At 61.5% G+C, this 26,738-nt stretch carries 24 protein-coding genes; 13 read left to right on the top strand and 11 right to left on the bottom strand.

What is annotated here, in order from left to right; all coding sequences use genetic code 11:
* Positions 1 to 2: 2 nt before the first annotated feature.
* The 3 genes from BM026_RS00880 to folE2 are packed head-to-tail and all read right to left on the bottom strand — an operon-like array spanning position 3 to position 2,430.
* A complete protein-coding gene (locus tag BM026_RS00880; RefSeq protein WP_071490858.1) occupies positions 3 to 869 on the bottom strand; it encodes a metal ABC transporter permease in 867 nt (288 codons plus the stop codon).
* On the bottom strand, positions 869 to 1,537 hold the full coding sequence (locus tag BM026_RS00885) for a metal ABC transporter ATP-binding protein (RefSeq protein WP_093527125.1): 669 nt from the start codon (positions 1,535 to 1,537) through the stop codon (positions 869 to 871). The genes BM026_RS00880 and BM026_RS00885 overlap by 1 nt, the downstream gene beginning before the upstream one ends.
* Positions 1,534 to 2,430, bottom strand: a complete 897-nt coding sequence (gene folE2 / locus BM026_RS00890) for a GTP cyclohydrolase FolE2 (protein ID WP_093527127.1) — start codon at positions 2,428 to 2,430, stop codon at positions 1,534 to 1,536. The genes BM026_RS00885 and folE2 overlap by 4 nt, the downstream gene beginning before the upstream one ends.
* Before the next feature lie 127 nt (positions 2,431 to 2,557).
* Between folE2 and BM026_RS00895 the strand changes: the two genes are divergently transcribed.
* Positions 2,558 to 3,760 (top strand): N-acetylmuramoyl-L-alanine amidase, encoded by a 1,203-nt coding sequence (locus tag BM026_RS00895; RefSeq protein WP_092241559.1) that lies wholly within the window; start codon positions 2,558 to 2,560, stop codon positions 3,758 to 3,760.
* On the opposite strand, the gene BM026_RS00900 is transcribed toward BM026_RS00895, so the two are convergent.
* Positions 3,757 to 4,125 carry a glutamine synthetase gene (locus tag BM026_RS00900; RefSeq protein WP_093120259.1) on the bottom strand — a complete coding sequence of 123 codons (369 nt, stop codon included), beginning with the start codon at positions 4,123 to 4,125 and terminating at the stop codon, positions 3,757 to 3,759. The two genes, BM026_RS00895 and BM026_RS00900, sit on opposite strands and share 4 nt — an antisense overlap.
* Positions 4,126 to 4,252: 127 nt before the next feature.
* On the opposite strand from BM026_RS00900, the gene dksA reads away from it, so the two are divergent.
* The 4 genes from dksA to BM026_RS00920 are packed head-to-tail and all read left to right on the top strand — an operon-like array spanning position 4,253 to position 7,544.
* Positions 4,253 to 4,657, top strand: a complete 405-nt coding sequence (gene dksA, locus BM026_RS00905; RefSeq protein ID WP_058424325.1) for an RNA polymerase-binding protein DksA — start codon at positions 4,253 to 4,255, stop codon at positions 4,655 to 4,657.
* Between the two features lie 27 nt (positions 4,658 to 4,684).
* Complete coding sequence (gene zigA / locus BM026_RS00910) at positions 4,685 to 5,893, top strand: zinc metallochaperone GTPase ZigA (protein ID WP_092241563.1); 1,209 nt, start codon at positions 4,685 to 4,687, stop codon at positions 5,891 to 5,893.
* Positions 5,893 to 6,537, top strand: coding sequence for a DUF1826 domain-containing protein (locus tag BM026_RS00915; RefSeq protein ID WP_071490852.1), 645 nt, complete (start codon positions 5,893 to 5,895; stop codon positions 6,535 to 6,537). Before zigA ends, BM026_RS00915 begins: the two co-directional genes overlap by 1 nt.
* Before the next feature lie 44 nt (positions 6,538 to 6,581).
* Positions 6,582 to 7,544, top strand: coding sequence for a CobW family GTP-binding protein (locus BM026_RS00920; protein ID WP_093514230.1), 963 nt, complete (start codon positions 6,582 to 6,584; stop codon positions 7,542 to 7,544).
* Here BM026_RS00920 and BM026_RS00925 read toward each other — a convergent pair.
* On the bottom strand, positions 7,538 to 7,933 hold the full coding sequence (locus tag BM026_RS00925) for a DUF3301 domain-containing protein (protein ID WP_092241567.1): 396 nt from the start codon (positions 7,931 to 7,933) through the stop codon (positions 7,538 to 7,540). The two genes, BM026_RS00920 and BM026_RS00925, sit on opposite strands and share 7 nt — an antisense overlap.
* Before the next feature lie 117 nt (positions 7,934 to 8,050).
* Between BM026_RS00925 and pdxY the strand changes: the two genes are divergently transcribed.
* Positions 8,051 to 8,923, top strand: coding sequence for a pyridoxal kinase PdxY (gene pdxY, locus BM026_RS00930; RefSeq protein WP_071490850.1), 873 nt, complete (start codon positions 8,051 to 8,053; stop codon positions 8,921 to 8,923).
* A gap of 82 nt (positions 8,924 to 9,005) precedes the next feature.
* Positions 9,006 to 10,034 carry a hypothetical protein gene (locus tag BM026_RS00935; RefSeq protein ID WP_093120268.1) on the top strand — a complete coding sequence of 343 codons (1,029 nt, stop codon included), beginning with the start codon at positions 9,006 to 9,008 and terminating at the stop codon, positions 10,032 to 10,034.
* Between the two features lie 36 nt (positions 10,035 to 10,070).
* Here the strand turns inward: BM026_RS00935 and BM026_RS00940 are convergent, their stop codons facing one another.
* Positions 10,071 to 10,556, bottom strand: a complete 486-nt coding sequence (locus BM026_RS00940; RefSeq protein ID WP_033897247.1) for an acyl-CoA thioesterase — start codon at positions 10,554 to 10,556, stop codon at positions 10,071 to 10,073.
* Positions 10,557 to 10,847: 291 nt separating this feature from the next.
* On the opposite strand from BM026_RS00940, the gene BM026_RS00945 reads away from it, so the two are divergent.
* Entirely contained in the window at positions 10,848 to 12,611 is a 1,764-nt protein-coding gene (locus BM026_RS00945) for a cation:proton antiporter (RefSeq protein WP_093514228.1), read from the top strand.
* Positions 12,612 to 12,692: 81 nt separating this feature from the next.
* Here the strand turns inward: BM026_RS00945 and BM026_RS00950 are convergent, their stop codons facing one another.
* From BM026_RS00950 to uvrD, 3 genes are all read right to left on the bottom strand, one after another.
* Positions 12,693 to 13,100: an SMI1/KNR4 family protein gene (locus BM026_RS00950; protein ID WP_028618538.1), complete on the bottom strand. Its 408-nt coding sequence runs from the start codon at positions 13,098 to 13,100 to the stop codon at positions 12,693 to 12,695.
* A 135-nt stretch (positions 13,101 to 13,235) separates the two neighbouring features.
* Positions 13,236 to 14,105 (bottom strand): Tim44 domain-containing protein, encoded by an 870-nt coding sequence (locus BM026_RS00955; protein ID WP_071490847.1) that lies wholly within the window; start codon positions 14,103 to 14,105, stop codon positions 13,236 to 13,238.
* 189 nt (positions 14,106 to 14,294) lie between these two features.
* Positions 14,295 to 16,478, bottom strand: coding sequence for a DNA helicase II (uvrD, locus tag BM026_RS00960; RefSeq protein WP_093527129.1), 2,184 nt, complete (start codon positions 16,476 to 16,478; stop codon positions 14,295 to 14,297).
* A 247-nt stretch (positions 16,479 to 16,725) separates the two neighbouring features.
* Between uvrD and BM026_RS00965 the strand changes: the two genes are divergently transcribed.
* From BM026_RS00965 to BM026_RS29285, 3 genes are all read left to right on the top strand, one after another.
* The gene (locus BM026_RS00965) at positions 16,726 to 19,599 is read left to right on the top strand and encodes an EAL domain-containing protein (protein ID WP_092241577.1); all 2,874 of its coding nucleotides are present in this window, start codon (positions 16,726 to 16,728) and stop codon (positions 19,597 to 19,599) included.
* Between the two features lie 161 nt (positions 19,600 to 19,760).
* Entirely contained in the window at positions 19,761 to 20,627 is an 867-nt protein-coding gene (gene hexR, locus BM026_RS00970; protein ID WP_003177007.1) for a transcriptional regulator HexR, read from the top strand.
* 210 nt (positions 20,628 to 20,837) lie between these two features.
* Complete coding sequence (locus BM026_RS29285) at positions 20,838 to 21,035, top strand: PA3496 family putative envelope integrity protein (RefSeq protein WP_083351517.1); 198 nt, start codon at positions 20,838 to 20,840, stop codon at positions 21,033 to 21,035.
* Here the strand turns inward: BM026_RS29285 and BM026_RS00980 are convergent.
* Positions 20,965 to 21,939: a LysR family transcriptional regulator gene (locus BM026_RS00980; protein ID WP_093527131.1), complete on the bottom strand. Its 975-nt coding sequence runs from the start codon at positions 21,937 to 21,939 to the stop codon at positions 20,965 to 20,967. The two genes, BM026_RS29285 and BM026_RS00980, sit on opposite strands and share 71 nt — an antisense overlap.
* 195 nt (positions 21,940 to 22,134) lie before the next feature.
* Between BM026_RS00980 and BM026_RS00985 the strand changes: the two genes are divergently transcribed.
* Together BM026_RS00985 and oadA are read left to right on the top strand one after the other, a co-directional pair.
* Positions 22,135 to 23,550 (top strand): acetyl-CoA carboxylase biotin carboxylase subunit, encoded by a 1,416-nt coding sequence (locus BM026_RS00985; protein ID WP_003195732.1) that lies wholly within the window; start codon positions 22,135 to 22,137, stop codon positions 23,548 to 23,550.
* A gap of 11 nt (positions 23,551 to 23,561) precedes the next feature.
* Entirely contained in the window at positions 23,562 to 25,370 is a 1,809-nt protein-coding gene (gene oadA / locus BM026_RS00990; protein WP_093527133.1) for a sodium-extruding oxaloacetate decarboxylase subunit alpha, read from the top strand.
* 74 nt (positions 25,371 to 25,444) lie between these two features.
* Here the strand turns inward: oadA and BM026_RS00995 are convergent, their stop codons facing one another.
* Positions 25,445 to 26,737, bottom strand: coding sequence for an autotransporter outer membrane beta-barrel domain-containing protein (locus BM026_RS00995; RefSeq protein ID WP_092241581.1), 1,293 nt, complete (start codon positions 26,735 to 26,737; stop codon positions 25,445 to 25,447).
* Between the last annotated feature and the right edge of the window lies 1 nt (position 26,738).

Genomic DNA, 26,738 nt, shown 5'->3' on the forward strand with positions numbered 1-26,738 from the left:
CCTCATTGGGATGTAAGGGAGGGCGGGCGGCGCAGCAAGCCGTGCACCGGACCGAAGACCACGGACAGCAGATACCCGGCACCCGCCACCAGCACGATGGCCGGGCCGCTGGGCAACGAGTAGTAGAACGACAACAACAAACCCAGCCACACCGACAGGCTTCCCAGCACCGCCGATACCGCGATCAACACCGGCAGGCGCCGGCTCCAGAAACGTGAAGCGATGGCCGGCAACATCATCAAGCCCACCACCATCAAGGCGCCGATGGCCTGGAAACCGATCACCAGGTTCAGCACCACCAGGGTCAGGAACAACCCGTGGGCCAGTGGGCCGAGGCGGCTGACGGTTTGCAGGAACAGCGGATCGAGAGTGTCCAGCAGCAACGGTCTGTAGATCACCGCCATGGCGATCAGGCTGAACCCGGAGACCCAGAGCATGCCGGTGAGGGTGGTTTCATCCACCGCCAGGGCCGAGCCGAACAGCAGGTGCAGCAAGTCCAGGCGCTTGCCGGCGATGCCGAGGATCAACACGCCGGCGGCGAGGGAGATGGGGTAGATGGCGGCGAGGCTGGCGTCTTCACGCAGGCCGGTGCGACGGGTGATCCACGCGGACAGGCCGGCCATGCTCAAGCCGGCGCCGAGGCCGCCGATGGTCAGGGCCGGCAGGCTGAGGCCGGCAAACCAGAAACCGAGTGCGGCGCCGGGCAGGATGCCGTGTGCCACGGCGTCACCGATCAGGCTCATGCGTCGCAGGATCAGGAACACACCCAGCGGCGCGGTGCTGCAGGCAAGTACCAGTCCGCCGATCAACGCACGACGCATGAACACGAAGTCGAGGAAGGGCATCCACAGGTGGGCGGCGAAGTGCATCAGGCCACCTGCATTTGGGGCTGTGGGCGGATCAGCTCTTTGCTGGGGCCGAACAGGCAGCCGGTATTCTTGATCTGCACCACGTGCTGGGTGTGATGGCGCACGGAGGCAAGGTCATGGCAGACCACGATCAGCGTACGGCCTTGATCGTGCCAGGCGTGGATGTGTTTCCAGCACAGCGCCTGGCCTGCTTCATCGAGGGCGGCGTGGGGTTCATCGAGCAGCAGCACCGGCGCTTCGGCCAGGCTCATGCGCGCGAGCAGGGCGCGTTGCAGTTCGCCGCCGGAGAGAGCCATCAGCGGGCGATGTTCCAGGCCGCTGAGGTACCAGTCTTCCAGCACGGCTTCAAGGCGCCGGCTGCGTTGTTGCGGGGAGAGCTGGGTGCCCCAGAAGCCGGCGGCGACCAGCTCTTGCAGGCTGATCGGGAACTGGCGGTCCAGGTGCTGTTGCTGCGGCAGAAACGACAGACCGCCACGGCGTGGAACCGCCACCGTGACCTTGCCCGCCAAGGGCTTTTGCAGGCCGGCGATGACCTTGAGCAGGCTGCTTTTGCCGGTGCCATTGGCGCCGATGATGCCGGTGAGGCTGCCTTTTTCCAGAGTGAGGTCGAGGGCGGGCGTCAGCGGTTGGCCTGGGGCGCCCCAGCGTAAGGCGGTGCAGGTGATCATGCAGGGTTTCTCGTCCAGCGGCTTTCCGCCACGGCATCGTGCGCGTGCAGACTTTCGGCGTGGATCACTTTCAGGTGGAAGGCGTTGACCGCATCCGAGCGTTTCAAGGCGAGGTTCAGGCGGCGGGCGGCGTCTTCGCAGAACATCAGGTTCTGCCCATTGGCCAGGGCGAAGGCTTGTTCGTCCGCGCGTTTTACAGCGGTTTGTACGGCGGTGCCGAGGGCGGCTTCGACGTTATCGATCAGTTCGGTGATGGGCAGGCTGGGTTGGTCGCCGTCCAGCTCGATCAGCAACTGCGCGCTGCTGCGCTGGCTGTGAGGTGTGGCGACGATGCCGTTGGCGCTGCCGAGCCAGGTCAACACGTCTTCATGCTGCAGCGGGGTGTTGCCGAAGTCTTGCAGAAATTGCTGCTGAATCAATTGCCTGGCGAGGGCGGCGGAGCACGGGCAGGTTGAGGAATAGGTAACGTCAATTTTTAGTTCCACGTGGAACATCTGGTTTTCCAGGCGGGCCTGGATGCTCACCGGGTAGCCTTTCCAGCCAGCCAACGGGCTGACCAGCGCCGAGCGCTTGAGCAGCAGATCGGTATGGATACGCAGGTAGGCGTTATTAGATAAACCTTCATGACTGTCGAGAAAACGCTGCAGTACATTACGCAGAAGTGCAGGTGTAAGCGGCTGCTGGTCGAGCATCTCCAGCGCCAGGTACAGGCGTGACATATGAATGCCACGGGCGGCGCCATCATCCAGGCTTACGCCGGCATCGGCAGTAGCAGCAAGACGCTCGCCGTCGATGAGGATCGGCAGGGCGATGCCGCACATGCCTACCCAGTCGAGTGGCAAGGCTTGGCGTGAAGCCTGCGCGGCGATATCCGGCAGAGTCAGCGCATTCATGAGCAGGTCCATCATTGGAAATAAAAAGACATGTTATAGTATAACTATTGTGTCGACGATGGTTTTTCTGCGCCAGCCTTTTTTCAGTCATGTCGAGCAGGGACGCTCCTTTTTGCGGTAACTTTTCATGCACAGACGTCAGCTTCTTAACCTGCTTCTGGCCAGCCCTCTTTTCACCTTGCCATTTGCAGCCCACGCCACGCAGATCAGCAACGCCCGCCTGTGGCGCTCGGACGACAAGCTGCGGTTGGTGTTCGACCTCAGCGGCCCGGTGCAATACAAGACCTTCACCCTGAGCGCGCCGGAGCGCCTGATCATTGATCTGAGCGGGGCTGGGCTCAGCGGTGATTTCTCTCAGTTGGCGTTGAAGAACAGCGGCATCACCTCGATTCGCTCGGGGCATTTTGGTAAAGGCGATACGCGCATCGTGCTGGACCTGGTCGCACCGATGCAGCTCAACAGCTTTCTATTGCCGCCTCAGGACGGCCAGGGTCATCGCCTGGTACTGGACCTGACCAGCGCCACCCAGGTGCCTCGCCAGATGGCCGCTGAACCTGCGCCGCGCGTGGACAAGGCCCACCCCAAGCGCGACATCATCGTGGTGGTGGATCCCGGCCACGGCGGCAAGGACCCGGGTGCAGTCGGCTCCAAGGGCCAGCGTGAAAAAGACGTGGTGCTGTCCATTGCGCAACTGTTGGCCAAACGCTTGAAGCGCGAGAAAGGCTTTGACGTGAAGTTGGTGCGCAACGACGATTTCTTCGTACCGCTGCGCAAACGGGTGGAGATCGCCCACAAGCACAATGCCGACATGTTCATCTCCGTGCATGCGGACGCGGCACCACGCATCACCGCCTCGGGCGCGTCGGTGTATGCCCTGTCCGAAGGCGGCGCGACGTCCGCCACGGCGCGGTTCATGGCGCAACGGGAAAACGGTGCCGACTTGCTCGGCGCCACCAGCCTGCTCAATCTCAAGGACAAGGACCCGATGCTGGCCGGGGTAATCCTGGACATGTCGATGAACGCTACCATCGCCTCCAGCCTGCAACTGGGCCACTCGATCCTGGGCAGCCTGGAAGGCATCACCAGCCTGCATCAGAAACGCGTGGAACAGGCGGGATTCGCGGTGCTCAAGTCACCCGACGTGCCGTCGATCCTGGTGGAAACCGGGTTTATCTCCAATGCGCGTGACAGTGCGCGGCTGGTTACCGCGCGGCATCAACAAGCGGTTGCCGATGGGTTGTTCGAAGGCTTGAAAAAGTATTTCCAGAAGAACCCACCGATGAACAGCTACATGGCGTGGGTGCAGGAACAGAAGAACGCCCAGGTCTAGCAACCCGTTATACGGCTGCAGGTGAATTTTGCGCTGGCACCACCCGAACTGGAAAACCGGTTGAGGGTGGTCCAGCCCACGCGCCGCGTGTAGCCGACCCACGCCTCACCGTCCGACGCCAACCCGGTAAAAAAGGTCAGCTGCCCGTAGCGGCTGTTGGTCTGTGCCCAGTAGCGCTTGCCTATCACCTCGTATCCGCGCAGATACGTGGTACTGCCGACCGTCGCCACGCTGTAGGCATTGCCCAATGGGTCGACACAAGCCAGCAGGTTGGCGCTGCGCGTGCAGTGGGCCAACAGGTTGGGGGCCTGGGCGCAGGCAGGTCCCGCCGCAGCCAAAAACAGGGCGCACACCAGGTATTTCATCAGGTTTCTCGTGGCAGGGAAGTGTTCAAGCATTGCGCCCTTCGTCGTGGTGAGCAAGAGGGGATTGGCTTATTTGTATTGTTATACTATAACATTAAAGCACAGCCTGACCCGTGAACCGTTCTCCATGACCGAACAAGACCTGCTGGCCCAACCGCCCGCCGACTATATGAATGAAGCCCAGCAAGGCTTCTTCCGTGAGTTGCTGCTGGCGCAACGCAATGAGCTGCAAGCGCGTATCGACGCCGAATTCCTGCTGCTGCGCGAGCAGGAAACCAACAGCGACCCTGCCGATGTGGGCAGCGCCGAAGAACAGCGCCAATGGCAACTGCGCCTGCTGGAGCGGGAAAAGAAGCTGTTGGACAAGATCGACGACGCCCTCGAATTGCTGGCACGCGGCGAGTACGGCTGGTGCCGCGAGACCGGCGAGCCCATCGGCCTGCAGCGCTTGTTGCTGCGTCCTACCGCCACCCTGTGTATCGAAGCCAAAGAACGTGAAGAGCTGCGCGAACGCCATAAACGGGCGATTTGACCGGCCAACCCTGATGAGGAATACCTGATGCCCAATCGCCTCCCCGTTACTGTGTTGTCCGGCTTTCTCGGCGCCGGTAAAAGCACGCTGCTCAACTACGTCCTGCGCAACCGCGAAAATCTGCGGGTGGCGGTGATCGTCAACGATATGAGCGAAATCAATATCGATGGCAGTGAAGTCCAGCGCGACGTCACCCTCAACCGCGCCGAAGAAAAACTGGTGGAGATGAGCAACGGCTGCATCTGCTGCACCTTGCGCGAGGACTTGCTGGAAGAAGTCGGAAAACTCGCCAAGGAAGGTCGCTTCGATTACCTGCTGATCGAATCCACCGGTATCTCCGAGCCCTTGCCGGTGGCCGAGACCTTCACCTTTCGTGATGAAAACGAGCAAAGCCTGGCCGATATCGCCCGCCTGGACACCATGGTCACCGTGGTCGATGGCATGAACTTCCTGCTCGACTACCAGGCCGCCGAAAGCCTGGCCTCGCGCGGTGAAACCCTCGGTGAAGAAGACGAGCGCTCCATCACCGACCTGTTGATCGAGCAGATCGAATTCGCTGACGTGATCCTCATCAGCAAGATCGACCTGATCAGCAGCCGCGAACGTGAAGAATTGATGGCAATCCTCGAACGCCTCAACGCCCAGGCGGAAATCATCCCGATGGTCATGGGGGAGGTGCCGCTGAACAAGATCCTCAACACCGGCCGTTTCGACTTCGAGCGCGCCGCCCAGGCGCCGGGCTGGCTGCAGGAATTGCGCGGTGAACATGTGCCGGAAACCGAAGAGTACGGCATTGCCTCCACCGCTTATCGAGCTCGCCGCCCGTTTCATCCGCAGCGCTTTTTCGACTTTATCGACCGCCCGTGGGTCAACGGCAAACTGCTGCGTTCCAAGGGTTTTTTCTGGCTCGCCAGCAAACACCAGGATGCGGGCAGTTGGTCCCAGGCCGGTGGCCTGATGCGTCATGGGTTTGCCGGCCGCTGGTGGCGCTTTGTGCCCAAAAGCCAATGGCCTCAGGACGAAGAGAGCATCGCGGCGATCATGGGCAACTGGCAACTGAGCACTGGCGACTGCCGCCAGGAGCTGGTGTTTATCGGCCAGAACATCGACTTCACCCGCATGCGCGCCGAGTTGGATGCGTGCTTGCTCACCGATGAAGAAATGGCCCTGGGCGTCGAAGGCTGGCGCCTGCTGGCCGACCCTTTTGGCCCCTGGTATGAGGAGGCAGCCGCCTGATGCTGGCCCCGGTGATTCCCCTGCGTCCCGTGATTCGCCAGACCTGCGGTGACACCCCGCTGGCGCTGTCCGATATCCTCGAAGACGGCGTCAACCTGGCGCTGTGGCAGCGCCAGCTGCCGCTGCACATCGCCGAGTTCGGCGCCTTGCTGGTGGCGCTCAACGAGCCGTTGGCCGACTCCATGGTCATCGAGCTCAACAACGACGACGCCGAGCCAAACTTGCAGGGTTTGGCGTCGAGTTGTCGTGATCTTGAGGGCTACGAAGGCTTCATCGCCGATGTGTCGTGGCTGGTCAGCGCGTTCGCCTGTCTGCTTGGTGCCAAGCGTATCGGCGTGCGCCTGCGTCTGTTGGATAAAGCCATGTGCCCGCGTTTTCACGTCGACCACGTGCCGGTGCGCCTGATCACCACCTATGCCGGAGTCGGCAGCCAGTGGTTGCGTGAAGGCGTGATGGACCGTCGCAAGCTCAGCCAGCCGGATGCCGAACCCACCGAGCGTATCGAGCAGATCCACTGCGGCGAAGTCGCCTTGCTCAAGGGCACCAAATGGCATGGCAATGAAGGCCATGGCCTGATTCACCGTTCACCCGCACTGAGGGCCGACGAGCGCCGCTTGATCCTGACACTGGATTGGCTCGCATAACCGCGTAGGATCAAACGCTCTACACGGTCCGAACGATGCCCCTCATGTTGCAGAACATTCCTACCCACGTGATTGCCGGGCCCCTGGGCGCCGGCAAGACCAGCCTCATCCAGCACCTGCTTGCCCAGCGCCCGGCCAACGAGCGCTGGGCCGTGCTGATCAACGAGTTCGGGCAGATCGGCCTGGATGCTGCCTTGCTCACTCAGGATGACGACGGCATTGCCCTGGGCGAAGTCGCCGGAGGTTGCCTGTGTTGTGTGAACGGTGCTCCGTTCCAGATAGGTCTTGGCCGTTTGCTGCGTAAGGCTAAGCCCGATCGGCTGTTTATCGAACCCTCGGGCCTGGGTCATCCGGCGCAGTTGCTCAAGCAGTTGCGCGAAGCACCGTGGCAGAGCGTGCTGGCCGTCCAGCCGTGCGTGCTGGTGCTGGATGCGCAAGCGCTGGCGGCGGACAAGCCCCTGCCCCCAGCGCAGCAGGAGGCGTTGGCGAGTGCCGGGTTGCTGGTGTTGAACAAGGATGAAGCGCTGGATGCGGCGCAGCGCGAGCAGATCGAGCACCAGTTACCGGAATGCCCGCTTTACTGGACTCGACAGGCGTATTTGCCGCTGGCGCATTTACCTGGCCTTGACGCGCGGGCTGCTGCGGCTGTGGACAACTTCGCCGTACCCAAAGGCCTGGCGCAAATGCCGGCCATCTGGACCGATCCTGACCAGCCCATTTGCCTGAGCCAGGCTCAAGAGGGCGGCTGGAGCATTGGCTGGCGCTGGCACCCCAGCCAGCAGTTCGACACCCCGCAGCTGCATAACTGGCTTACAAGCCTTGATTGGCGCCGCGCCAAACTGGTTATCCACAGTGCCGAAGGCTGGGTGTCCGCCAATGCTGTGGATAACGGCCCGCTCACCTGGCAACCCAGCGAATGGCGGCGCGATTCGCGTATCGAATTGATCTTCAGCGAGCCACAGGACGTGGGCGTGTTACAGCGTGCGCTGGCCGCCAGCCGTCAGTGACGCTTCTTGGACGCGTGGTCCTGGCGCCACTGGCTCAGCTCGATCACCTCGGCACTGGGCAACGGCGTCTTGATCTCGAACGGGTAGGGCGCCAGTTCGATCTGTGCGCTGTGGGCACCAAACTGGGTGATGGTCCCCGGATGGCGGGTTTCGCCGGTCACGGTGAACTCGAAGTTGTAGATGCGCGCCAGGCGCCGCCGACCGTTGGCATCCTTTACAAAACCGATGCGCTTGAGTGCCACCGCACCGTCCAGCAGTTCGATGTCGAGCTTGGCGCAATGCTGCTTGACCCGCTCCAGCGCCCGTTCGCGCAGGCCATGGTTGTGCCAAACCCAGGCGGCACCGGTCGCCAGTAGCATCAACACGAACATGTTTCCCAGGGTCAGCATGCGAAAAACTCCAACAAAGTGAGAGCAGCTTAACTGTGTCGCCGGTCTGTCGTACAGGCTGCGTTTAGTCGCATACTGCGCGGCCAGAATTTCATTGGTTTTACGGAAATCTCCCGCATGAAACGCACACCTCATCTGCTTGCGATCCAGTCTCATGTGGTCTTTGGCCACGCCGGAAACAGCGCCGCCGTGTTCCCCATGCAGCGCGTTGGGGTGAACGTGTGGCCGCTGAACACGGTGCAGTTCTCCAACCACACCCAGTATGGCCAATGGGCGGGAGAAGTGTTGGCGCCACAGCAGATTCCCGCGTTGGTGGAAGGCATTGCCGCCATCGGCGAGCTGGGCAATTGCGATGCGATTCTGTCCGGCTACCTGGGCAGCGCCGATCAGGGCAGGGCGATCCTGACTGGCGTGGCGCGCATCAAGGCCATCAACCCCAAGGCCCTGTATCTGTGCGACCCGGTGATGGGGCATCCGGAAAAAGGCTGCATCGTTCCCCAGGAAGTCAGCGATTTCCTGCTGGACGAAGCCGCGGCCATGGCCGACTTCCTGTGCCCCAACCAACTGGAACTGGACAGCTTTGCCGGGCGCAAGCCGCAATCGCTGTTCGATTGCCTGGCCATGGCCAAGGCGTTGCTGGCGCGTGGGCCGAAGGCCGTATTGGTCAAACACCTGGATTATCCGGGCAAGTTGCCGGACGGTTTCGAGATGCTGCTGGTGACCCCCGAAGGCAGTTGGCACCTGCGACGGCCGCTGCTGGCGTTCCCACGTCAGCCGGTCGGGGTGGGCGATTTGACCTCGGGGCTGTTCCTGGCACGTGTTCTGTTGGGCGATAGCCTGCTCGCCGCCTTCGAATTCACCGCTGCAGCGGTCCACGAAGTGTTGTTGGAAACCCAGGCCTGCGCCAGTTACGAGTTGGAGCTGGTGCGCGCCCAGGATCGTATTGCCCATCCTCGCGTGCGTTTCGAAGCCACTCCCATTGGATTGTAGGAATATTCCTGATTGAGTCAGGCAAAGAGCGTCCGGTACTATCGGGCGCCTCTTAGTCCCCTGTGCTTTTCAAGGAAGAACCATGTCTCCCGTATTCCCTTCGCCACGGGCGCTGACCGCTCTGGTGCTGACGTCGTTGCTGGGCGGTTGCAGTGTGAACGGCACTTACCCTGACGCCACCGAGCCGGACGCTGCGAAACTGCGCTTTATCTCCAATACGTCCAACACCACCATCGACGTCTACGATGCGCAACATTGCATGGGCCAGACCACCGGCATGCTCAATAATATTTTCCTGGTCGATACCCGGCGGCGTGTCGGCATGTCGGTGCCCCCTCCGGCCAAGGCCAGGGGCTTGCTGGAGTTCAAGCTGGCTCCCGGCAAGGAAACCATGCTGATGATCAACACCAATGGCGGCAGCTATGTCTGCGGCAAATCAATGAGTATCACGCCAAAGGCCGGGGAAGAGTACGAAGTGACCTTCGATATGGCGCGGGGCATCTGCACGACCTCGTTGCAGCGCCTGACGCGCTCCGGTGGCAAGGACGTGCGCATTCCACAGCCGATATTCGAGAACGGCATGCCATCGTGCGCGGGCAAAAGCCCGATATTCGGCAAGGTGATCCCGGATACGCCACACCGAACTGCGTTGATCAACGCAATCGTTGAAACCCATATGCAACTCATCACGTTGATGGAGCCTGACACGGCGCAGCGCCCGCAAGCCGTCGAGGAGGCAATCGCCGAGCGCAAGGCGCGGTTCGGCCAGTTCACTCCGCCTGAGGCCTATTGGACTCAATACCGTGAGAACTATGCACGGGTAAATCAGGAAATGGCCGGCCGCAAGGCGCGTACCCTCGAGCTGTATGAGCGGGTTTACCGCATGCGCCTGAGCGGCACCGAAGATGCGATCCTGGAGCAATGGCAGAACCCGACGGACGCCGCCGTGGTCGAGCGCGTCAAGGCGAACGACAAGTTGATGGCGCAGTACTACAAGAACACCAGCAAAGCGGTGATGGTGGACATCGTGAATCATCATATGGAGCGCATGAGCCAGTTGGACCAGCGCTTTGATGTCTGTGCCCACGATGATCAGTGCTGGCGGCTGTAGGAGCGCAGTTGCTCGCTCCTAAAGGCGGGAAATGGCCTACAGTGCGTCTGCCTTGATTTCCTGGTAGCGCTTCTCCAGTTCCTGTCGGATCTGTCGACGCTGCTGAGCCTGTACGAATCGGCGCTTGTCCTCGCTGTTCTGCGGTTGCAGCGGGGGCACGGCGGCCGGTTTGCGCTGGTCGTCCACGGCGACCATGGTGAAGAAGCAGCTGTTGGTATGGCGCACGGAGCGTTCGCGGATGTTCTCGGTCACTACCTTGATGCCCACCTCCATCGAGGTGTTGCCGGTGTAGTTGACCGACGCGAGGAAGGTCACCAGCTCGCCGACATGGATCGGCTCGCGAAAGATCACCTGGTCCACCGACAGTGTGACCACATAGCGGCCGGCATAGCGGCTCGCGCAGGCATAGGCCACTTCGTCGAGGTACTTGAGCAGGGTGCCACCGTGGACATTGCCTGAGAAGTTGGCCATGTCAGGGGTCATCAATACCGTCATCGACAGCTGGGCGTTTCCGGGTTCCATAGCACACTCACGGGTTGTAGGCATTGGTTGGGGGGCACCTCTGCGGGTGCTGGAATCTTTGCAGGACCATCCATAACGGGACGCCGGTGGGCGGCTAGCCGTCACGCGCGAACCGATCTGTTTCCATATATTGCACCGGCTTTCCGGCGGAAGTCGCGGTGTTAACCTTCAAAAGCCCATCTCAGGGCATTTCTTACGATCAAGGCAGACTTTTCCTTCCGCACTTTGCGACATTTCAAAGGCGCGCGCGGAAGTGGGAAAAGCACCAGTACCCTCAAGGAGCCCCTCGCCATGCACGCCATCAGCTTTATCCAGGACTTGGCCGTGATCATGCTGGTGGCAGGGGTTGTCACCATCCTGTTTCACCGCCTCAAGCAGCCGGTGGTGCTGGGCTACATCGTTGCCGGGTTCATCATCGGCCCCCACACCCCGCCGTTCGGCCTGATCCACGACGAAGACACCATCAAGACCCTCGCCGAGCTCGGGGTGATCTTCCTGATGTTCTGCCTGGGCCTGGAATTCAGCCTGCGCAAGCTGTTCAAGGTCGGCGCCACGGCGTTTATCGCGGCCTTCCTGGAAATCATCCTGATGATCTGGATCGGCTACGAAATCGGCCGCTGGTTCGACTGGAACACCATGGACTCACTGTTCCTTGGCGCGATCCTGGCGATTTCCTCGACCACCATCATCGTCAAGGCGCTCAATGACCTGAAGATGAAGAACCAGCGTTTCGCCCAATTGATTTTCGGCGTGCTGATCGTCGAGGACATCCTCGGCATTGGCATCATCGCCTTGCTGTCGAGCATCGCCGTCAGCGGTACGGTCAGCTCCGGCGAAGTGTTCTCCACCGTCGGCAAGCTTTCGCTGTTCATGATTGTCGCGCTGGTCATCGGCATTTTGCTGGTGCCGCGCTTGCTGGCGTACGTGGCCAAGTTCGAAAGCAACGAGATGTTGCTGATCACCGTACTGGGCCTGTGTTTCGGTTTCTGCCTGCTGGTGGTCAAGCTGGAATACAGCATGGTGCTGGGCGCGTTTCTGATCGGCGCAATCATGGCCGAATCCCGGCAGTTGATTAAGATCGAGCGCCTGATCGAGCCGGTTCGCGACATGTTCAGCGCCATCTTCTTTGTGGCCATTGGCTTGATGATCGACCCGCAGATCCTGCTGCAATACGCCTGGCCGATTGCGGTGATCACCGTGGCCGTGGTGTTGGGCAAGATGCTGTCCTGCGGCCTGGGCGCGTTTATCGCTGGCAACGATGGCCGTACCTCACTGCGCGTGGGCATGGGGCTGTCACAGATTGGCGAGTTTTCCTTCATCATCGCGGCGCTGGGGATGACGCTGCAGGTGACCAGCGATTTCCTATACCCCGTCGCGGTAGCGGTTTCGGCCATCACCACACTGCTCACGCCGTACCTGATTCGCGGCGCCGACCCGCTGTCCTTGAAGATCGCAGCGGTTATGCCCAAGCGATTGAGCCGGGTTTTCGGCATGTACGGCGAATGGCTGCGCAGTATCCAGCCTCAAGGTGAAGGCGCGATGCTGGCATCGATGATCCGCAAGATCATCCTGCAAGTCGGGGTCAACCTGGCGCTGGTGATCGCGATCTTCTTTGCCGGCAGCTTTTTCGCGGCGCGCATCGGTGGGTATCTGGAAGGCTGGATCGGCGATCCAAGCTGGCAGAAGGCGTTGATCTGGGGAGGGGCGTTGCTGTTGTCGCTGCCATTCTTGATTGCCGCGTATCGCAAGCTCAAGGCGCTGTCGATGCTGCTGGCGGAGATGAGCGTGAAGCCAGAAATGGCCGGGCGGCATACCCAGCGGGTGCGAAGGGTGATTGCAGAGTTGATCCCGATCCTTTCGTTGCTGGTGATCTTCCTGCTATTGGCAGCCTTGTCGGCCAGTATTTTGCCGACCAACAAGTTGCTGGTGCTGATTGCCGTGGTGACGGCGGCGGTGGCGGCGGTGCTCTGGCGGTGGTTCATCCGCGTGCATACGCGGATGCAGGTCGCCTTGTTGGAGACGCTGGATAACCATAAGGATACGCCGGAGCATTGAGGGGCTTGGGAGGGCTGCTTCGCAGCCCGACGCGGGGCAAGCCCGCTCGCCACAGCGAGCCCGGTCAGCCAAACAGCTCTGTCAGCTTTCCAGCCAGACGTCCCGCGCCCAGTGCCACACCGATTCCCAGGTTTCTTCGGTGACGATTTCTTCTTCGCCGGACCACAGCACCACGGTGCCGTCTTCTTCGACGCAGTAGTAGTCGTCGCCGTCCTGGCAGATCGGGATCAGGCTGCGGTCGACACCGGCATCCCAGGCGTTGGCGGCCACGTCCGGCAGGTAGGTGTGGGACTGCGGGTCGGTGACGGTCACCGGCTCCAGGCTGCCGTACACCACGTCGCTGACGGTCAGCAGGAATTCACGGAAGACAAACGGGATGTCGATGAACAGTTGTTCCTCGATCTCCACCAGTTGGTCTTCGTCAGGCAGCTCCAAGGGAACCGGGACCGGTTCGTTGGCTTCACGCAATTGTTCGATGATTTCTTCCACGGCCGGGATCCTCTTGCTAGATGGCGCGGTTTATAGGGGCGTTTTATACAGTAGCTCGCTATAAGTGCAACCGTGAAATAGAAAACCCCGGACAGGTCCGGGGTTTTTTGTATCTGTTTACCAAGCGTGCAGGGATCAGCCGTTCTGGCGGATACCGGCGACCAGCCATGGCTGGTTGTCGCCCTGTGCACGTTCCATGTTCCAGCTTTCGCTGAACACTTCGCCCTGGTCGAAACGCGAGGTCTTCGACACACCGCTGAAGGTCAGGGTGGCGATGGTCTTGTCGGCGCGATCATCCACACCGTCCAGTTGCACGCGCAGGTCGTCGATGTAAGTCGACTGGAATGCATCGCCAATCTCGGCGCGTTCGCGCTTGAGGAACTCCAGCAGTTGCGGGGTCACGAACTCGGCGATCTTGTCCATTTCGTTGGCGTCCCAGTGCTGCTGCAGGGACTGGAAGTGGCTGCGAGCCGCCTCGACGAAACGTTCTTCGTTGAACCAGGCCGGTGCATTGATCACCGGGCGGGCCGCGGCAGGTGCTGCCGAACCACCGAAGATCGAACCCATGGCTGGTTTTTGCTCGAACACTTCACGCTGCATTGGCGCGCCGGCTGGAGCCAGGTGCTCCTGCTGCTTGCGGCGACGAGCGGCGATAAAGCGGAAGACCAGGAAGGCGATGACCGCCATGATCAGGATGTCGAAGATCTGCATACCCTGGAAGCCGCCGCCCATGAACATGGAGGCGAGCAGGCCACCGGCGGCGATGCCGGCAAGAGGGCCCAACCAGCGCGAAGCACCGCCGGCCTTGGCGGCAGCGCCTGCAGCACCGGCGGCGCCTGCGGTGGCCGCAGCACCGCCGGCACCGGCGGATGGAGCCATTTGGCTGGTCTGGTGAGTCGGTGCTGCGCCTGAGCTTTTGCCGCCACCGAAGCGTTTGGCGTTGGCGTCGAGGCTCATCGTCAGGCCGATGCACAACGCCATGGCGATGCTAAGAAAACGTTTCATAAAGGGAATTCCCATTTGTGGATTGCACGCGCGCCATGTTGCACAGGTGTGGTGACAGTGGCTAGCGGCATAATGTTTCGGGCTTTTGCGTAGGACAGATTCAGAACGGTCTGTAGGACTTATTACAGATATTGGCCCGCGCTTGTTAAAAACAAGGGTGGGCCAAGAACCTTCATGTAGGCAAATGTTTCAAACGGCTTCGAGTTTCGCGTAACCCATCATCAGCCACTTGCTGCCTTCGGCGAAATTCACCTGCACCCGCGCCTGGGCACCGGCACCCTCGAAGTTGAGGATCACCCCTTCGCCGAACACCGAATGCCTGACCTGCTGGCCCAGGCTGAACTGGGTCTGCGGAATCTCCGAGCCCGCAAACATGCTGCTGGAGTTCTGCTGCTGGCCCCCGCCGAACGGGCGGCTGACGCTGTTGGACAGGCGCACTTCCTGGATCAGCCCCTTCGGTACTTCACGTACGAAGCGCGACACCTTGTTGTAGGTCTCGCTGCCGTACAGGCGTCGGGTCTCGGCGTAGGTCATCACCAGGTTCTGCATCGCCCGGGTGATGCCCACGTAGGCCAGGCGGCGTTCCTCCTCAAGGCGGCCGGGTTCTTCCAGGCTCATCTTGTGCGGGAACAGGCCTTCTTCCATGCCCACCAGGAACACGTAAGGGAATTCCAGGCCCTTGGCGCTGTGCAAGGTCATCAGCTGGATGCTGTCTTCATGCTCGTCGGCCTGGGTATCGCCGGCTTCCAGCGAAGCATGGCCGAGGAACGCGGCCAGCGGTGTCAGCTCTTCGTCTTCCTCGGTATTTTCGAACGCACGGGCTGCGCTCACCAGTTCTTCAAGGTTTTCTACCCTGGCCTGGCCTTTCTCGCCTTTTTCCGCTTCGTGATAGGCGATCAGCCCGGATTGCTCGATCACGGTCTGGGTCATCAAATGCAGGGGCATTTGCGCGCACTTGGCCGCCAGGTTCTCGATCAGCTCGACAAACACACCCAGCGCACCCGCCGCACGACCGGTCAGGCCCTTGTTGTCGATGAGCAGGCGCATGGCTTCCCACATCGACACATCGGCGTGGCGGGCGTGGTCGCGAATGGCTTCGACGGTTTTTTCACCGATGCCACGGGCCGGGATATTGATCACCCGTTCCAGCGCTGCATCGTTGCCACGGCCTTCCAGCAAGCGCAGGTAGGCCATGGCGTTCTTGATTTCCGCCCGCTCGAAGAAGCGTTGGCCGCCATAGATGCGGTACGGGATGCGTTCGCGCAGCAAGGCTTCTTCCAACACCCGCGATTGGGCGTTGGAACGGTACAGAATGGCGATATCGCTGCGCGCCAGGCCGGTTTTCAGCGCGCTTTCGATGGTTTCCACCACGTAGCGCGCTTCATCGTGTTCGTTGAACGCGGCGTACAGGTTGATCGCTTCGCCTTCGCCGCCGTCGGTCCACAGTTCTTTGCCCAGGCGCCCGGTGTTGTTGGCGATCAAGGCGTTGGCCGCCTTGAGTATCCCGGCGGTGGAGCGATAGTTCTGCTCCAGGCGGATGGTGACCGCGTCCGGGAAGTCTTCGGAATACTGGTAGATGTTCTCGATTTTCGCGCCACGCCAGCCGTAGATCGACTGGTCGTCGTCGCCCACCACCATCAGGCTGTCGCCACCTTTGGCCAGCAGGCGCAGCCAGGCGTACTGCACGGCGTTGGTATCCTGGAACTCGTCCACCAGAATATGGCGGAAGCGTTTCTGGTAATGCGCCAGCAGGCCTGGGTTATCGCGCCACAGGTCGAGGGCGCGCAGCAGCAGCTCGGAAAAGTCGATAACCCCGGCGCGTACGCAGGCGGCCTCATAGGCTTCATAGATGCTGCGCATGGTGGCCAGGAACAGATCGCCGCTGGCCTGGATATGTTGCGGGCGCAGGCCTTCGTCTTTCTGGCCATTGATGAACCATTGCGCCTGGCGCGCCGGCCAGCGTTGTTCGTCGAGGCCCAGCTCGCGGATCACCCGCTTGACCAGGCGTTGCTGGTCATCGCTGTCCAGAATCTGGAAGGTCTGGGCCAGGCCCGCTTCCTGCCAGTGCGCCCGCAGCAAGCGGTGCGCCAGGCCGTGGAAGGTGCCCACCCACATGCCGGCCGGGCTGATGCCCATCAGCTGTTCGATGCGGTGGCGCATCTCGGCAGCGGCCTTGTTGGTGAAGGTCACCGACAGGATGGAATGCGGGGACGCGTTCTCGACCTGGATCAACCAGGCGATACGGTGCACCAGCACTCGGGTTTTACCGGAGCCAGCACCGGCCAGGACCAACTGACGGCCAACGGGGGCCGCTACAGCCTGGCGTTGGGCATCGTTGAGGGAGTTCAGCAAAAGGGAGAGATCATCGCGCATCGGCGCATTCTATGGCCCCCGGGGAAGTGGGGCAAATGCCAATGCCGGCTGGTCGACGGAAAACCCTCGGGGTGATGACCGGTCGGTCGATGGTCGCAGCCCGCGCAGCGTCTCGCTCAAGCCGTCTGGCCCGGAAGTTTGCGCTGCATGACCGCGCAGTTTTTATGACATGGAGCAGTTTGGCCCAAGCGCTTGCTTGTGTATGCTCCGTCGACGTTTCGGGCTCACCATTATAAGAACACTGCCTATGACCCTTAGCACCGACCTGCTTGGCCCCTCGGCGGCTCCCGCGCAGGTTATCCGTAAACACTACGCCACGGAGATGGCGGTCGAGCGCACACGCCTGCTGTATCAAGGCTCACTGCTGCCGACCCTGTTGATGTTGGTCAATGGCCTGGTCTGCGCCTGGCTACTGTGGAACCCTCAGCAATACCTGTTGGACAGCATCTGGTTGATCTGGCTGCTGGCCCTGGTGGCAATGCGCGTGATCCAGGTGGCCGCGTTCGACTCGGCGATGCCCAGCCGCCAGGCCCAGCCGGTGTGGCAGCGCATGTTCCTGCTCGGCTCGGCGGTCAGTGGCCTGACGCTGGCAACGGCCGCCATCGCCCTGGTGCCGGGTGACAGCTTCATGCAGCAGGCCTGGGTATTCGGCCTGATCGGCGCGGCGACCTTGTCGGCCAGCGTGGCGTACGCCGTGAGCCTGCCGGCGTTCCTGTCCTTTGCCTTGCCGTGCCTGGTGCCGTCCATCTTCTACCTGTTCTGGAGCGGCGACCCGCAGCAGCGTGGTTGGGGTGTACTTGGCCTGATCCTGCTGGCGTCCTTGAGCCTGGTGGCGTGGCAGGTCAATCGCCTGATCCAGCGCGGGCTGTTGCGCCGCTTCCAGAACCAGGCGCTGATCGAACACCTGCAACAGGCGCAGCAGCGCAGCGAGCAACTCAATCAGGACCTGGTGCGTGAAGTCGAGCAGCGCCGTCAGGTCGAACAGGAGTTGCGTGACGCCCAGATCGGCCTGCAAGACCGCGTCGCACAGCGCAGCCAGGAACTGGACGCCGCCAGCCTGGCCTTGAACAAAAGCGAAGCACGCCTGGCCATGGCGCTGCAAGCCAGTGAACTGGGCCTGTGGGACTGGAACCTGCAAACCGATGAGGTCCATCACACCCAGCTCAAGGAGCTGTTCGGCCTGGAGCCGGAGTACGTCACGGCAATGCTCAGCCACCTCAAGCCGCGCCTGCACCCCGACGACCTGCCGCTGCTCAAGCGTGCCCTGGTGGAACACCTCAAGGGCCGCAGCGAGGACTATCAGGTGGAATACCGCGTGCGCCATGGTGACGGGCACTGGGTGTGGATCGAAGACCGTGGCCGCGCCGTGGAGCGTGCGCCCAGCGGCCGGGTCACGCGCATGCTCGGTACGCGCCGCGATATCAGCGCCGGCAAGGCCCTGGAGGAACAGCAGCGGTTGGCCTCGACCGTATTTGAAGCCGCCAGCGAAGGCATTGTGATCCTTGATCCGGACTACAAGCTGATCGCCGTCAACCAGGCTTTCAGCCGCGTTACGGGGTTCGAAACCGATGACATGATTGGCCGCAATGTAGTGGAGCTGCCCAGCAGTCGTGACGCCCGCCGCCATTTTCCGGTGATCCGCCAGGCGTTGCTCAGCCACGGCACGTGGCAGGGCGAATTGGTGGAGACCCGCAAGAACGGTGAGCTTTACCCGCAGTGGCTGCAGTTGAACGTAGTGCGGGATATTCGAGGCAAAGTCAGCCATATCGTAGGCTTCTTCGCCGATCTCTCGGCGCGGCGTGAGTCCGAAGAGCGTATGCGCTACCTCACCCACTACGACGAACTGACCGGCCTGGCCAATCGCTCGCTGTTTCGCGAACGCTTGCGCGAGGCGCACCAGCGTGTCCGCCAGGGTGGGCGTAGCCTGGCGCTGCTGCACATCAACCTCGATCGCTTCAAGCTGTTGAATGACAGCCTGGGCCATGAAGTGGCCGACCAGTTGCTGCAAAAAATGGCGCGACGCCTGATCAATGCCTTGCCCGAGGCCGACACCATTGCACGCCTGTCCGGGGATGAGTTTGCCGTGTTGTTCGACGCCTACGGCAACTTGTCGAGCCTGGCGCGGGTCGCCACGCGGCTGCTGGCCAAGCTGCGGGTGCCGGTGACGGTGGAGGGGCATGAACTGGTGGTGAGTGCTTCCATGGGGGTCAGCCTGTTGCCGGACAACGCGCGTGAAATTTCCGCATTGGTCAGCCAATCGAACATGGCCATGCAGCACGCCAAACACTTGGGCGGCAACAACTTCCAGTTCTACACCGACAGCCTGCAAGCCAGCACCCTGGAGCGCTTGCAGCTGGAAAACCACCTGCGCAAGGCCATCGAAGAGCGTCAGCTCACGGTGTTCTATCAACCGAAACTGTGCTTGGCCACTGGCAAGCTCAATGCTGCCGAAGCGCTGATCCGTTGGGACCACCCGCAGTGGGGCATGGTGCCGCCGGGGGAATTTATCGGCCTGGCTGAAGAGACCGGCCTTATCGTACCGCTGGGCGAATTCATACTGCGCGAAGCCTGCTGGCAAGCCTGTGAATGGCAGCGCCAGGGGCTGGCGCCGATCCGGGTATCGGTCAACCTCTCGGTGCACCAGTTGCGCCAGGGCAAGCTGGTCAGCCTGGTGCGCCAGGTGCTCGAAGAAACCGGCCTGGACCCGCAATACCTCGAGCTGGAGCTGACCGAAAGCCAACTGCTCGACAGCGTCGAACACATCATCGCCACCTTCCAGCAACTGCGTGACCTGGGCGTGAAGCTGGCCATCGATGACTTCGGCACCGGGTATTCGTCCCTCAGCTACCTCAAGCGCATTCCCGTGGACTACGTGAAGATCGACCAGACCTTCATTCGCGGCCTTGGCCAGGGGCGCGAAGACGCGGCCATCACTCGGGCAATCATCGCCATGGCCCACGGGCTGGCGCTGAAGGTGGTGGCCGAGGGTGTGGAAGATCAGCAGCAGCTGGATTTCCTGCGGGGTGAGCATTGTGACGAAGTGCAGGGCTATTTGATCAGTCGGCCGATGCAGGCCGATGGGTTGGCAGATTTGTTACGGAAAAATGCAGAATTTCCTTAACGACGCCGGGGGCGCCCCTGTGGCTACAACGCGGCCGCCCTTAGATTCAAAGGGGGGCAGGGCGATTTAGTGATGCGTCGGACGGGCAAAAGGGCAATTCTTGTAGTATAACTACAAGCTTGCTACATCCCTGGCCCTGCCCATAACAAGAGTCCTGCCCTTTGAACCTGTTGCAACATATCGCCCAGTCGCGCCACCTGTTACGCAAATCGGAACTCAAGGTTGCCGATCACGTGCTGCTTGACCCTGCGGCTGTGATGCACAGTTCGATGGCCGACCTGGCCCATAGCGTGGGTATCAGCGAACCGACCATCGTGCGATTCTGCCGCGCCATCGGTTGTTCCGGGTTCCAGGACTTGAAACTCAAGCTGGCCCAGAGCCTGGCCGCCGGTGCCAGCTTCGGGCAGTTCGCGATCCATGAAGACGATTCCGTCGCCGACTACAGCCTGAAAATCTTCGATACCACCTTGCACACGCTCATGGAAGTGCGCGAGAAGCTCGACCCGGTGGAGTTGCAAAAGGCCGTGACGGCCATGTCCCAGGCCCAGCGTGTGGAGTTCTATGGCTTCGGTGCTTCAGGTGCGGTGGCCGCCGATGCCCAGCACAAGTTCTTCCGCTTGCTGCTGACCGCTGCGGCCTACAGTGACCCGCACATGCAGGCCATGTCGGCGGTGACCCTGAAACCTACTGACGTCGCCATCTGCATTTCCCAGTCGGGCCGCTCCAAGGACCTGCTGATCACTGCCAACCTGGTGCGTGAAAGCGGTGCATCGTTGATCACCCTGTGCCCGAGCCAGACGCCGTTGGCGGAACTGTCCACGGTCAACCTGGCGATCGATGTGCATGAAGACACCGAGATCTATACCCCGCTGACCTCGCGCATCGCCCACCTGGTGGTGATCGATGTATTGGCGATGGGCGTGGCCATGGCGCGCGGGCCGAGCCTGGTCAACCACCTCAAGAGCGTCAAGCGCAGTTTGCGCAGCCTGCGTCTGTCGCCCAAGTCCGTCAAAGCCCTCGATGACTAGAGCGGTACACAGAGCAAAATGTGGGAGGGGGCTTGCCCCCGATAGCAGTGGGTCAGCCAATAAATTTGCTGGCTGATACACCGCAATCGGGGGCAAGCCCCCTCCCACATTTGGATCTCCTGCAAACCCAGAATCTTCATCAGGCTGTCATCGCTGCGTCATCGCCCAGGGCCATCCTGAACTCCCCGTACTCGCATTGGGAGACTCCAAATGGCCCGGACTTACGAAGACAGCAACAGCTCCGTCAAAACCCGTCGTCAGCAGGAAGACCAGCGCCGCATGGCGTTCCGTCGCGCAATCGAAGACCGCTGTGAGGAGCGCCAGTTGCTCCAGAGCATCAGCGACTACCCGGAACTCCACTGGCAGGCACCCGCGGCAGCCCAGCGAAACGCTCAGCCAGTACGCTGATCTGCACCCTCTCGCTGCGGATAAAGCCCAGGAACGCATGGGCCACCGGTGACAGGCGCTTGGCCTTGGCCTGCACCAGGCACCAACTGCGGTACAGTGGCAGCTCTTCCACCGGCAGCTCCCGGAGCCCGCCGGTGGCCAGTTCCATGTTGACCGCATGACGCGTCAACAGGGCCACGCCCAATCCCGCACAAACACATTCACGCTGCGCCTCGGCCGAGGCTACTTCCACGGTTTGGGTGAAGTGCACGCGTTTTTCCTTGAAGTACTCCTCGCAGGCCAGTCGCGTGCCGGAGCCCGGCTCGCGCAGCAGCAGGGTGTAGGGTTCCAGGTCCTGCAGGCGCAGCGGGCCTTGCAGGCTCAAGGGATGGTCGGGCGGCGCCACGGCGACAATCGGGTTGTTGAGGAACGGCAGGAATTCCAGGCCCATGTCCTGGGGCACCATGGACATGATCACCAGGTCGTCGCGGTTGTCCGAAAGCCGGCGAATCACCTGGGCGCGGTTCACCACCGTCAACTGCAACTGCACTTCCGGATGCTGGCGCTTGAAGGCGGCGAACAGGTGCGGCACGAAGTACTTGGCGCTGGACTCAATCGCCAGTTTCAACTGGCCCTGCAACGAGCCCTGCATGTCCGAGAGCTGCATATCGAGGTTTTCCAGACGTCCGAAGATATCGCGGCTGGCGCGCTGCAAGGCTTCGGCTGCCTCGGTCATGTAGAGCTTTTTGCCCACGTAATCGAACAGCGGCTGGCCGATCAGCTCTTCCAACTGGCGAATTTGCAGGCTGACGGCCGGTTGCGTGAGGGACATTTCCTCGGCCGCACGGCTGTAGGAACGCAAATCGCACACCTCATGGAAGATCTGCAATTGACGCAATGTCAGTCTCATCAGTGACTTACGCATTTCTTAGTGCTCTCGCCGCAAGCTGTCCGGATGACTATAAGTCTTTACTTATGCCCAACCCAATAATTATTGATTTTTGTTAATCCCTTGGCGGGCTTAGTGTGTGTCTCGCGACTGTCATGAAACATTTGGTCACGCGCCGACCCGGCTCCAGCGGGTCGAAGAACGCAGCAATCGGCTCAAGGGAATTTCCAAGTGATAAAAAAGATCCTGATCGCCAACCGTGGTGAAATTGCCGTACGAATCGTGCGTGCCTGCGCCGAGATGGGCATTCGCTCGGTCGCGGTCTACTCCGATGCCGACCGCCACGCGTTGCACGTCAAGCGTGCCGACGAAGCCCACAGCATTGGTGCCGAGCCCCTGGCCGGCTACCTGAACCCACGCAAGCTGGTGAACCTGGCGGTGGAAACCGGCTGCGATGCGCTGCACCCCGGCTATGGCTTCCTGTCTGAAAACGCCGAACTGGCGGACATCTGCGCTGAACGCGGCATCAAGTTCATTGGTCCATCGGCTGAAGTCATTCGCCGCATGGGCGACAAGACCGAAGCGCGCCGCAGCATGATCAAGGCCGGTGTGCCGGTCACGCCGGGTACCGAAGGCAACGTCGCGGATATCCACGAGGCACTCACCGAAGGCGACCGCATTGGTTACCCGGTGATGCTCAAGGCCACCTCCGGTGGTGGTGGTCGTGGTATCCGTCGCTGCAACAGCCGCGAAGAACTTGAACAAGCCTTCCCCCGTGTGATCTCCGAAGCCACCAAGGCCTTCGGTTCGGCGGAAGTGTTCCTGGAAAAGTGCATCGTCAATCCCAAGCACATCGAGGCGCAGATCCTCGGTGACAGTTTCGGCAACGTGGTGCACCTGTTCGAGCGTGATTGCTCGATCCAGCGCCGTAACCAGAAGCTCATCGAAATCGCCCCAAGCCCGCAACTGACCCCTGAACAGCGCGCCTACATCGGCGACCTGTCGGTGCGCGCCGCCAAGGCCGTGGGCTACGAGAACGCCGGCACCGTGGAGTTCCTGCTCGCCGAGGGCGAAGTGTACTTCATGGAGATGAACACCCGGGTGCAGGTGGAACACACCATCACCGAAGAAATCACCGGGATCGACATCGTTCGTGAACAGATCCGCATCGCCTCCGGCCTGCCGCTGTCGGTGAAACAGGAAGACATCCAGCACCGTGGTTTCGCGTTGCAGTTCCGTATCAACGCTGAAGACCCGAAAAACAACTTCCTGCCCAGCTTCGGCAAGATCACCCGTTACTACGCGCCCGGCGGTCCCGGCGTGCGTACCGATACGGCGATCTACACCGGCTACACCATCCCGCCGTTCTACGACTCCATGTGCCTGAAACTGGTGGTGTGGGCGTTGACCTGGGAAGAAGCCATGGACCGCGGCCTGCGTGCCCTGGATGACATGCGCCTGCAAGGCGTGAAGACCACCGCCGCTTACTACCAGGAAATCCTGCGCAACCCGGAATTCCGCAGCGGCCAGTTCAACACCAGTTTCGTGGAAAGCCACCCTGAGCTGACCAACTACTCGATCAAGCGCAAACCCGAAGAGCTGGCCCTGGCCATCGCCGCCGCCATCGCCGCCCACGCAGGCCTGTGAGGAATACAACAATGTCCAAGAAAATCTTTGTCACCGACACCATCCTGCGCGACGCCCACCAATCGTTGCTGGCGACCCGCATGCGCACCGACGACATGCTGCCGATCTGCGACAAGCTCGACAAAGTCGGCTACTGGTCCCTGGAAGTCTGGGGCGGCGCGACCTTCGACGCCTGCGTGCGCTTCCTCAAGGAAGACCCGTGGGAGCGCCTGCGCAAACTGCGCGCCGCATTGCCCAACACCCGCCTGCAAATGCTGCTGCGCGGCCAGAACCTGCTGGGCTACCGCCACTACAGCGACGACGTGGTCAAAGCCTTCGTCGCCAAGGCCGCCGTAAATGGCATCGACGTATTCCGCATTTTCGACGCCATGAACGACGTGCGTAACCTGCGCGTCGCCATCGAAGCGGTGAAGGCCGCCGGCAAGCATGCCCAGGGCACCATCGCCTACACCACCAGCCCGGTGCACACCGTCGAAGCCTTCGTGGCCCAAGCCAAGCAACTGGAATCCATGGGTTGCGACTCCATCGCGATCAAGGACATGGCTGGTCTGTTGACCCCGTATGCCACGGGTGAGCTGGTCAAGGCGTTGAAGGCCGAGCAGAGCCTGCCGATCTTTATCCACTCGCATGACACTGCAGGTTTGGCCGCGATGTGCCAACTCAAGGCGATTGAAAACGGTGGGGACCATATCGACACCGCCATCTCCAGCTTCGCCTGGGGCACCAGCCACCCGGGCACCGAGTCGATGGTCGCCGCTCTTAAAGGCAGCGAGTTCGACACCGGCCTGAGCCTGGAACTGCTGCAAGAGATCGGCCTGTACTTCTACGCCGTGCGCAAGAAGTACCACCAGTTCGAAAGCGAATTCACCGCTGTCGACACCCGTGTGCAAGTCAACCAGGTGCCGGGCGGGATGATTTCCAACCTGGCCAACCAGTTGAAAGAGCAGGGCGCCCTCAGCCGCATGAGCGAAGTGCTGGCCGAGATCCCGCGCGTGCGTGAAGACCTCGGCTTCCCGCCGCTGGTCACCCCGACCTCGCAGATCGTCGGCACCCAGGCGTTCTTCAACGTGCTGGCCGGCGAGCGCTACAAGACCATCACCAACGAAGTGAAGCTCTACCTGCAAGGCGGCTACGGCAAGGCGCCGGGCACCGTAAACGAGAAACTGCGGCGCCAGGCCATCGGCAGCGAAGAGGTGATTGACGTACGCCCGGCCGACCTGCTCAAGCCGGAAATGACCAAGCTGCGTGGTGAGATCGGCGCGTTGGCCAAGTCCGAAGAAGACGTGCTGACCTACGCGATGTTCCCGGACATCGGGCGCAAGTTCCTCGAAGAACGCGACGCGGGCACCCTGGCGCCGGAAGTGCTGCTGCCGATCCCGGAAGCGGGCGGCGTGGCGCGTGCCGGTGGCGAAGGCGTCCCGACTGAGTTCGTCATCGACGTGCACGGTGAAAGCTATCGCGTGGACATTACTGGTGTCGGCGTCAAGGCCGAGGGCAAGCGCCACTTCTACCTGTCCATCGATGGCATGCCGGAAGAAGTGGTGTTCGAGCCGCTCAACGAGTTCGTCAGCGGTGGCAGCAGCAACCGCAAGCATGCTACCGCGCCGGGCCATGTCAGCACGGCGATGCCGGGTAATATCGTCGACGTGCTGGTCAAGGAAGGCGATGTGGTCAAGGCCGGCCAGGCCGTGCTGATTACCGAAGCCATGAAGATGGAAACCGAAGTACAGGCCGCGATTGCCGGCAAGGTGACTGCCGTTCATGTGGCCAAGGGCGACCGGGTCAACCCTGGCGAAATCCTGATTGAAATCGAAGGCTGAAAACAGCCTTCGACACTACCGCTTAATCCTCGGGGGGGCAGGTGCCCCCTTTTTTTTGCCTGGAATTTGGTGGGTCAGAAGCTCATCTTCCATTGTCCCATCAGGCCTTGGTTACGGCTGTTGGTACCGGCCTGGGCGCTGTAGGTCAGGCCGACGGTGTGTTGTGTCGACAGGGCCAGGTCCAGCCCGGCTTGCAGATCCAGGCTATTGCGATCCAGCGAAGTGCCCTGGACCGTGAAGCCGTCAACCCGCCCTGGCAATGCGCGGTAGGACTGGCGCACCTGGCTTTCGACCTCGCCGTAGAGGTGTTTCCAGCCGGTGCTGAGATGAGGTGTGAGGCTGACCTGGTTATCGAATCGATACACCGTTGCCAGGCGAAGGCCCACGGTGCTGCTCAGGTTCTGCTGGGTTTGTGCGCCAACGTTCAGCGCGCTCAGGCCACCGGTTTCCTTGAAGCCGTCACGGTGGTAGCGCTGGAAACCGAGGCCGGCGAAGGGCTCCACGCTGAGATCCGCGCTGCCCAGTTGATAGCCCAGTTCGGAAAACAGGGTCTGGCTCTGGGCGTTGTATTGGCCCCTGAGTTGCTCCTTGTAATCCAGCAGGTTGACGTTACGTTTGTTCTGCCCCGCATGGTCGCTGTAGATCGCGCCCAGGCGTAGGGCCAACGGGCCGTCCTGGCGCACGGCATAACCGCCCAGGTGCCAACTGTCCAACTCGGACGCGAAGCGCGGGGTATCGAGGTGGCTGGTGGATTTTGCGCCCATGACACCCACGCGCCAGGCGTGATCCAGCGCCCAGTCGGCGCCCAACAGCAGGCCTTCGGTGCTGTATTTCAAGCCGGCGCTGCCGCCTTGTTCGTCGAGGCGGCCGTCGTGGCCCAGGCCTTGAACCCAGAAGTGTCCCTCGTCGTCGGCGGGCAGTGTGCGTAGGTTCGAGAGCAATTGGCTGCCGATGTGTTGTGTGGTGTTTTGCGTTGCACCCGCGAGGTTGGCGTTCTGGCTGCCGGCCAATTGCTCAAGGCTTGCACCGATCCCGCCGGGCTGTTTCTCCAGCGCTTCCCCGAATTTATCCAGGGCTTTGATTTGTTCGGAAGTCAGCTCTCCGGACTTCAGCAAACGAATCAATGCGGGCTCCAGCACTTTTGCCACTTGCAAGCCGTTGTGCGAGGTGGCCTTGCGGATGAGATAACCGTCCAGGGGCAGCGCTTTGGGTTCGGGTGTGTAGAACCAGTCGTCATCCAGCGGATCGTAGGGCTGATACCAGTACGGCCTGTATTCGATATCGCCCCGCGCCTGTGCGGTTTGAAGGCTGGCGGTGCTGAGTGCAAGGGCAATGACAAGGGCAACTCTGTGCGGTGTAAAAGGCATG

Source organism: Pseudomonas sp. NFPP24 (genome assembly GCF_900112095.1).
Classification (GTDB): Bacteria; Pseudomonadota; Gammaproteobacteria; order Pseudomonadales; family Pseudomonadaceae; genus Aquipseudomonas; species Aquipseudomonas extremorientalis.

Coding starts and splice junctions, on each gene's coding strand:
- BM026_RS00915 (WP_071490852.1), top strand. CDS start 5,893: ATGCTGGCCCCGGTGATTCCCCTGCGTCCCGTGATTCGCCAGACCTGC.
- oadA (WP_093527133.1), top strand. CDS start 23,562: ATGTCCAAGAAAATCTTTGTCACCGACACCATCCTGCGCGACGCCCAC.
- BM026_RS00995 (WP_092241581.1), bottom strand. CDS start 26,737: ATGCCTTTTACACCGCACAGAGTTGCCCTTGTCATTGCCCTTGCACTC.
- BM026_RS00965 (WP_092241577.1), top strand. CDS start 16,726: ATGACCCTTAGCACCGACCTGCTTGGCCCCTCGGCGGCTCCCGCGCAG.
- folE2 (WP_093527127.1), bottom strand. CDS start 2,430: ATGAATGCGCTGACTCTGCCGGATATCGCCGCGCAGGCTTCACGCCAA.
- BM026_RS00945 (WP_093514228.1), top strand. CDS start 10,848: ATGCACGCCATCAGCTTTATCCAGGACTTGGCCGTGATCATGCTGGTG.
- BM026_RS00925 (WP_092241567.1), bottom strand. CDS start 7,933: ATGCTGACCCTGGGAAACATGTTCGTGTTGATGCTACTGGCGACCGGT.
- pdxY (WP_071490850.1), top strand. CDS start 8,051: ATGAAACGCACACCTCATCTGCTTGCGATCCAGTCTCATGTGGTCTTT.
- BM026_RS00895 (WP_092241559.1), top strand. CDS start 2,558: ATGCACAGACGTCAGCTTCTTAACCTGCTTCTGGCCAGCCCTCTTTTC.
- uvrD (WP_093527129.1), bottom strand. CDS start 16,478: ATGCGCGATGATCTCTCCCTTTTGCTGAACTCCCTCAACGATGCCCAA.
- BM026_RS00935 (WP_093120268.1), top strand. CDS start 9,006: ATGTCTCCCGTATTCCCTTCGCCACGGGCGCTGACCGCTCTGGTGCTG.
- BM026_RS00955 (WP_071490847.1), bottom strand. CDS start 14,105: ATGAAACGTTTTCTTAGCATCGCCATGGCGTTGTGCATCGGCCTGACG.
- BM026_RS00920 (WP_093514230.1), top strand. CDS start 6,582: ATGTTGCAGAACATTCCTACCCACGTGATTGCCGGGCCCCTGGGCGCC.
- zigA (WP_092241563.1), top strand. CDS start 4,685: ATGCCCAATCGCCTCCCCGTTACTGTGTTGTCCGGCTTTCTCGGCGCC.
- BM026_RS00900 (WP_093120259.1), bottom strand. CDS start 4,125: ATGAAATACCTGGTGTGCGCCCTGTTTTTGGCTGCGGCGGGACCTGCC.
- BM026_RS00885 (WP_093527125.1), bottom strand. CDS start 1,537: ATGATCACCTGCACCGCCTTACGCTGGGGCGCCCCAGGCCAACCGCTG.
- BM026_RS00880 (WP_071490858.1), bottom strand. CDS start 869: ATGCACTTCGCCGCCCACCTGTGGATGCCCTTCCTCGACTTCGTGTTC.
- BM026_RS00980 (WP_093527131.1), bottom strand. CDS start 21,939: ATGCGTAAGTCACTGATGAGACTGACATTGCGTCAATTGCAGATCTTC.
- dksA (WP_058424325.1), top strand. CDS start 4,253: ATGACCGAACAAGACCTGCTGGCCCAACCGCCCGCCGACTATATGAAT.
- BM026_RS29285 (WP_083351517.1), top strand. CDS start 20,838: ATGGCCCGGACTTACGAAGACAGCAACAGCTCCGTCAAAACCCGTCGT.
- BM026_RS00940 (WP_033897247.1), bottom strand. CDS start 10,556: ATGGAACCCGGAAACGCCCAGCTGTCGATGACGGTATTGATGACCCCT.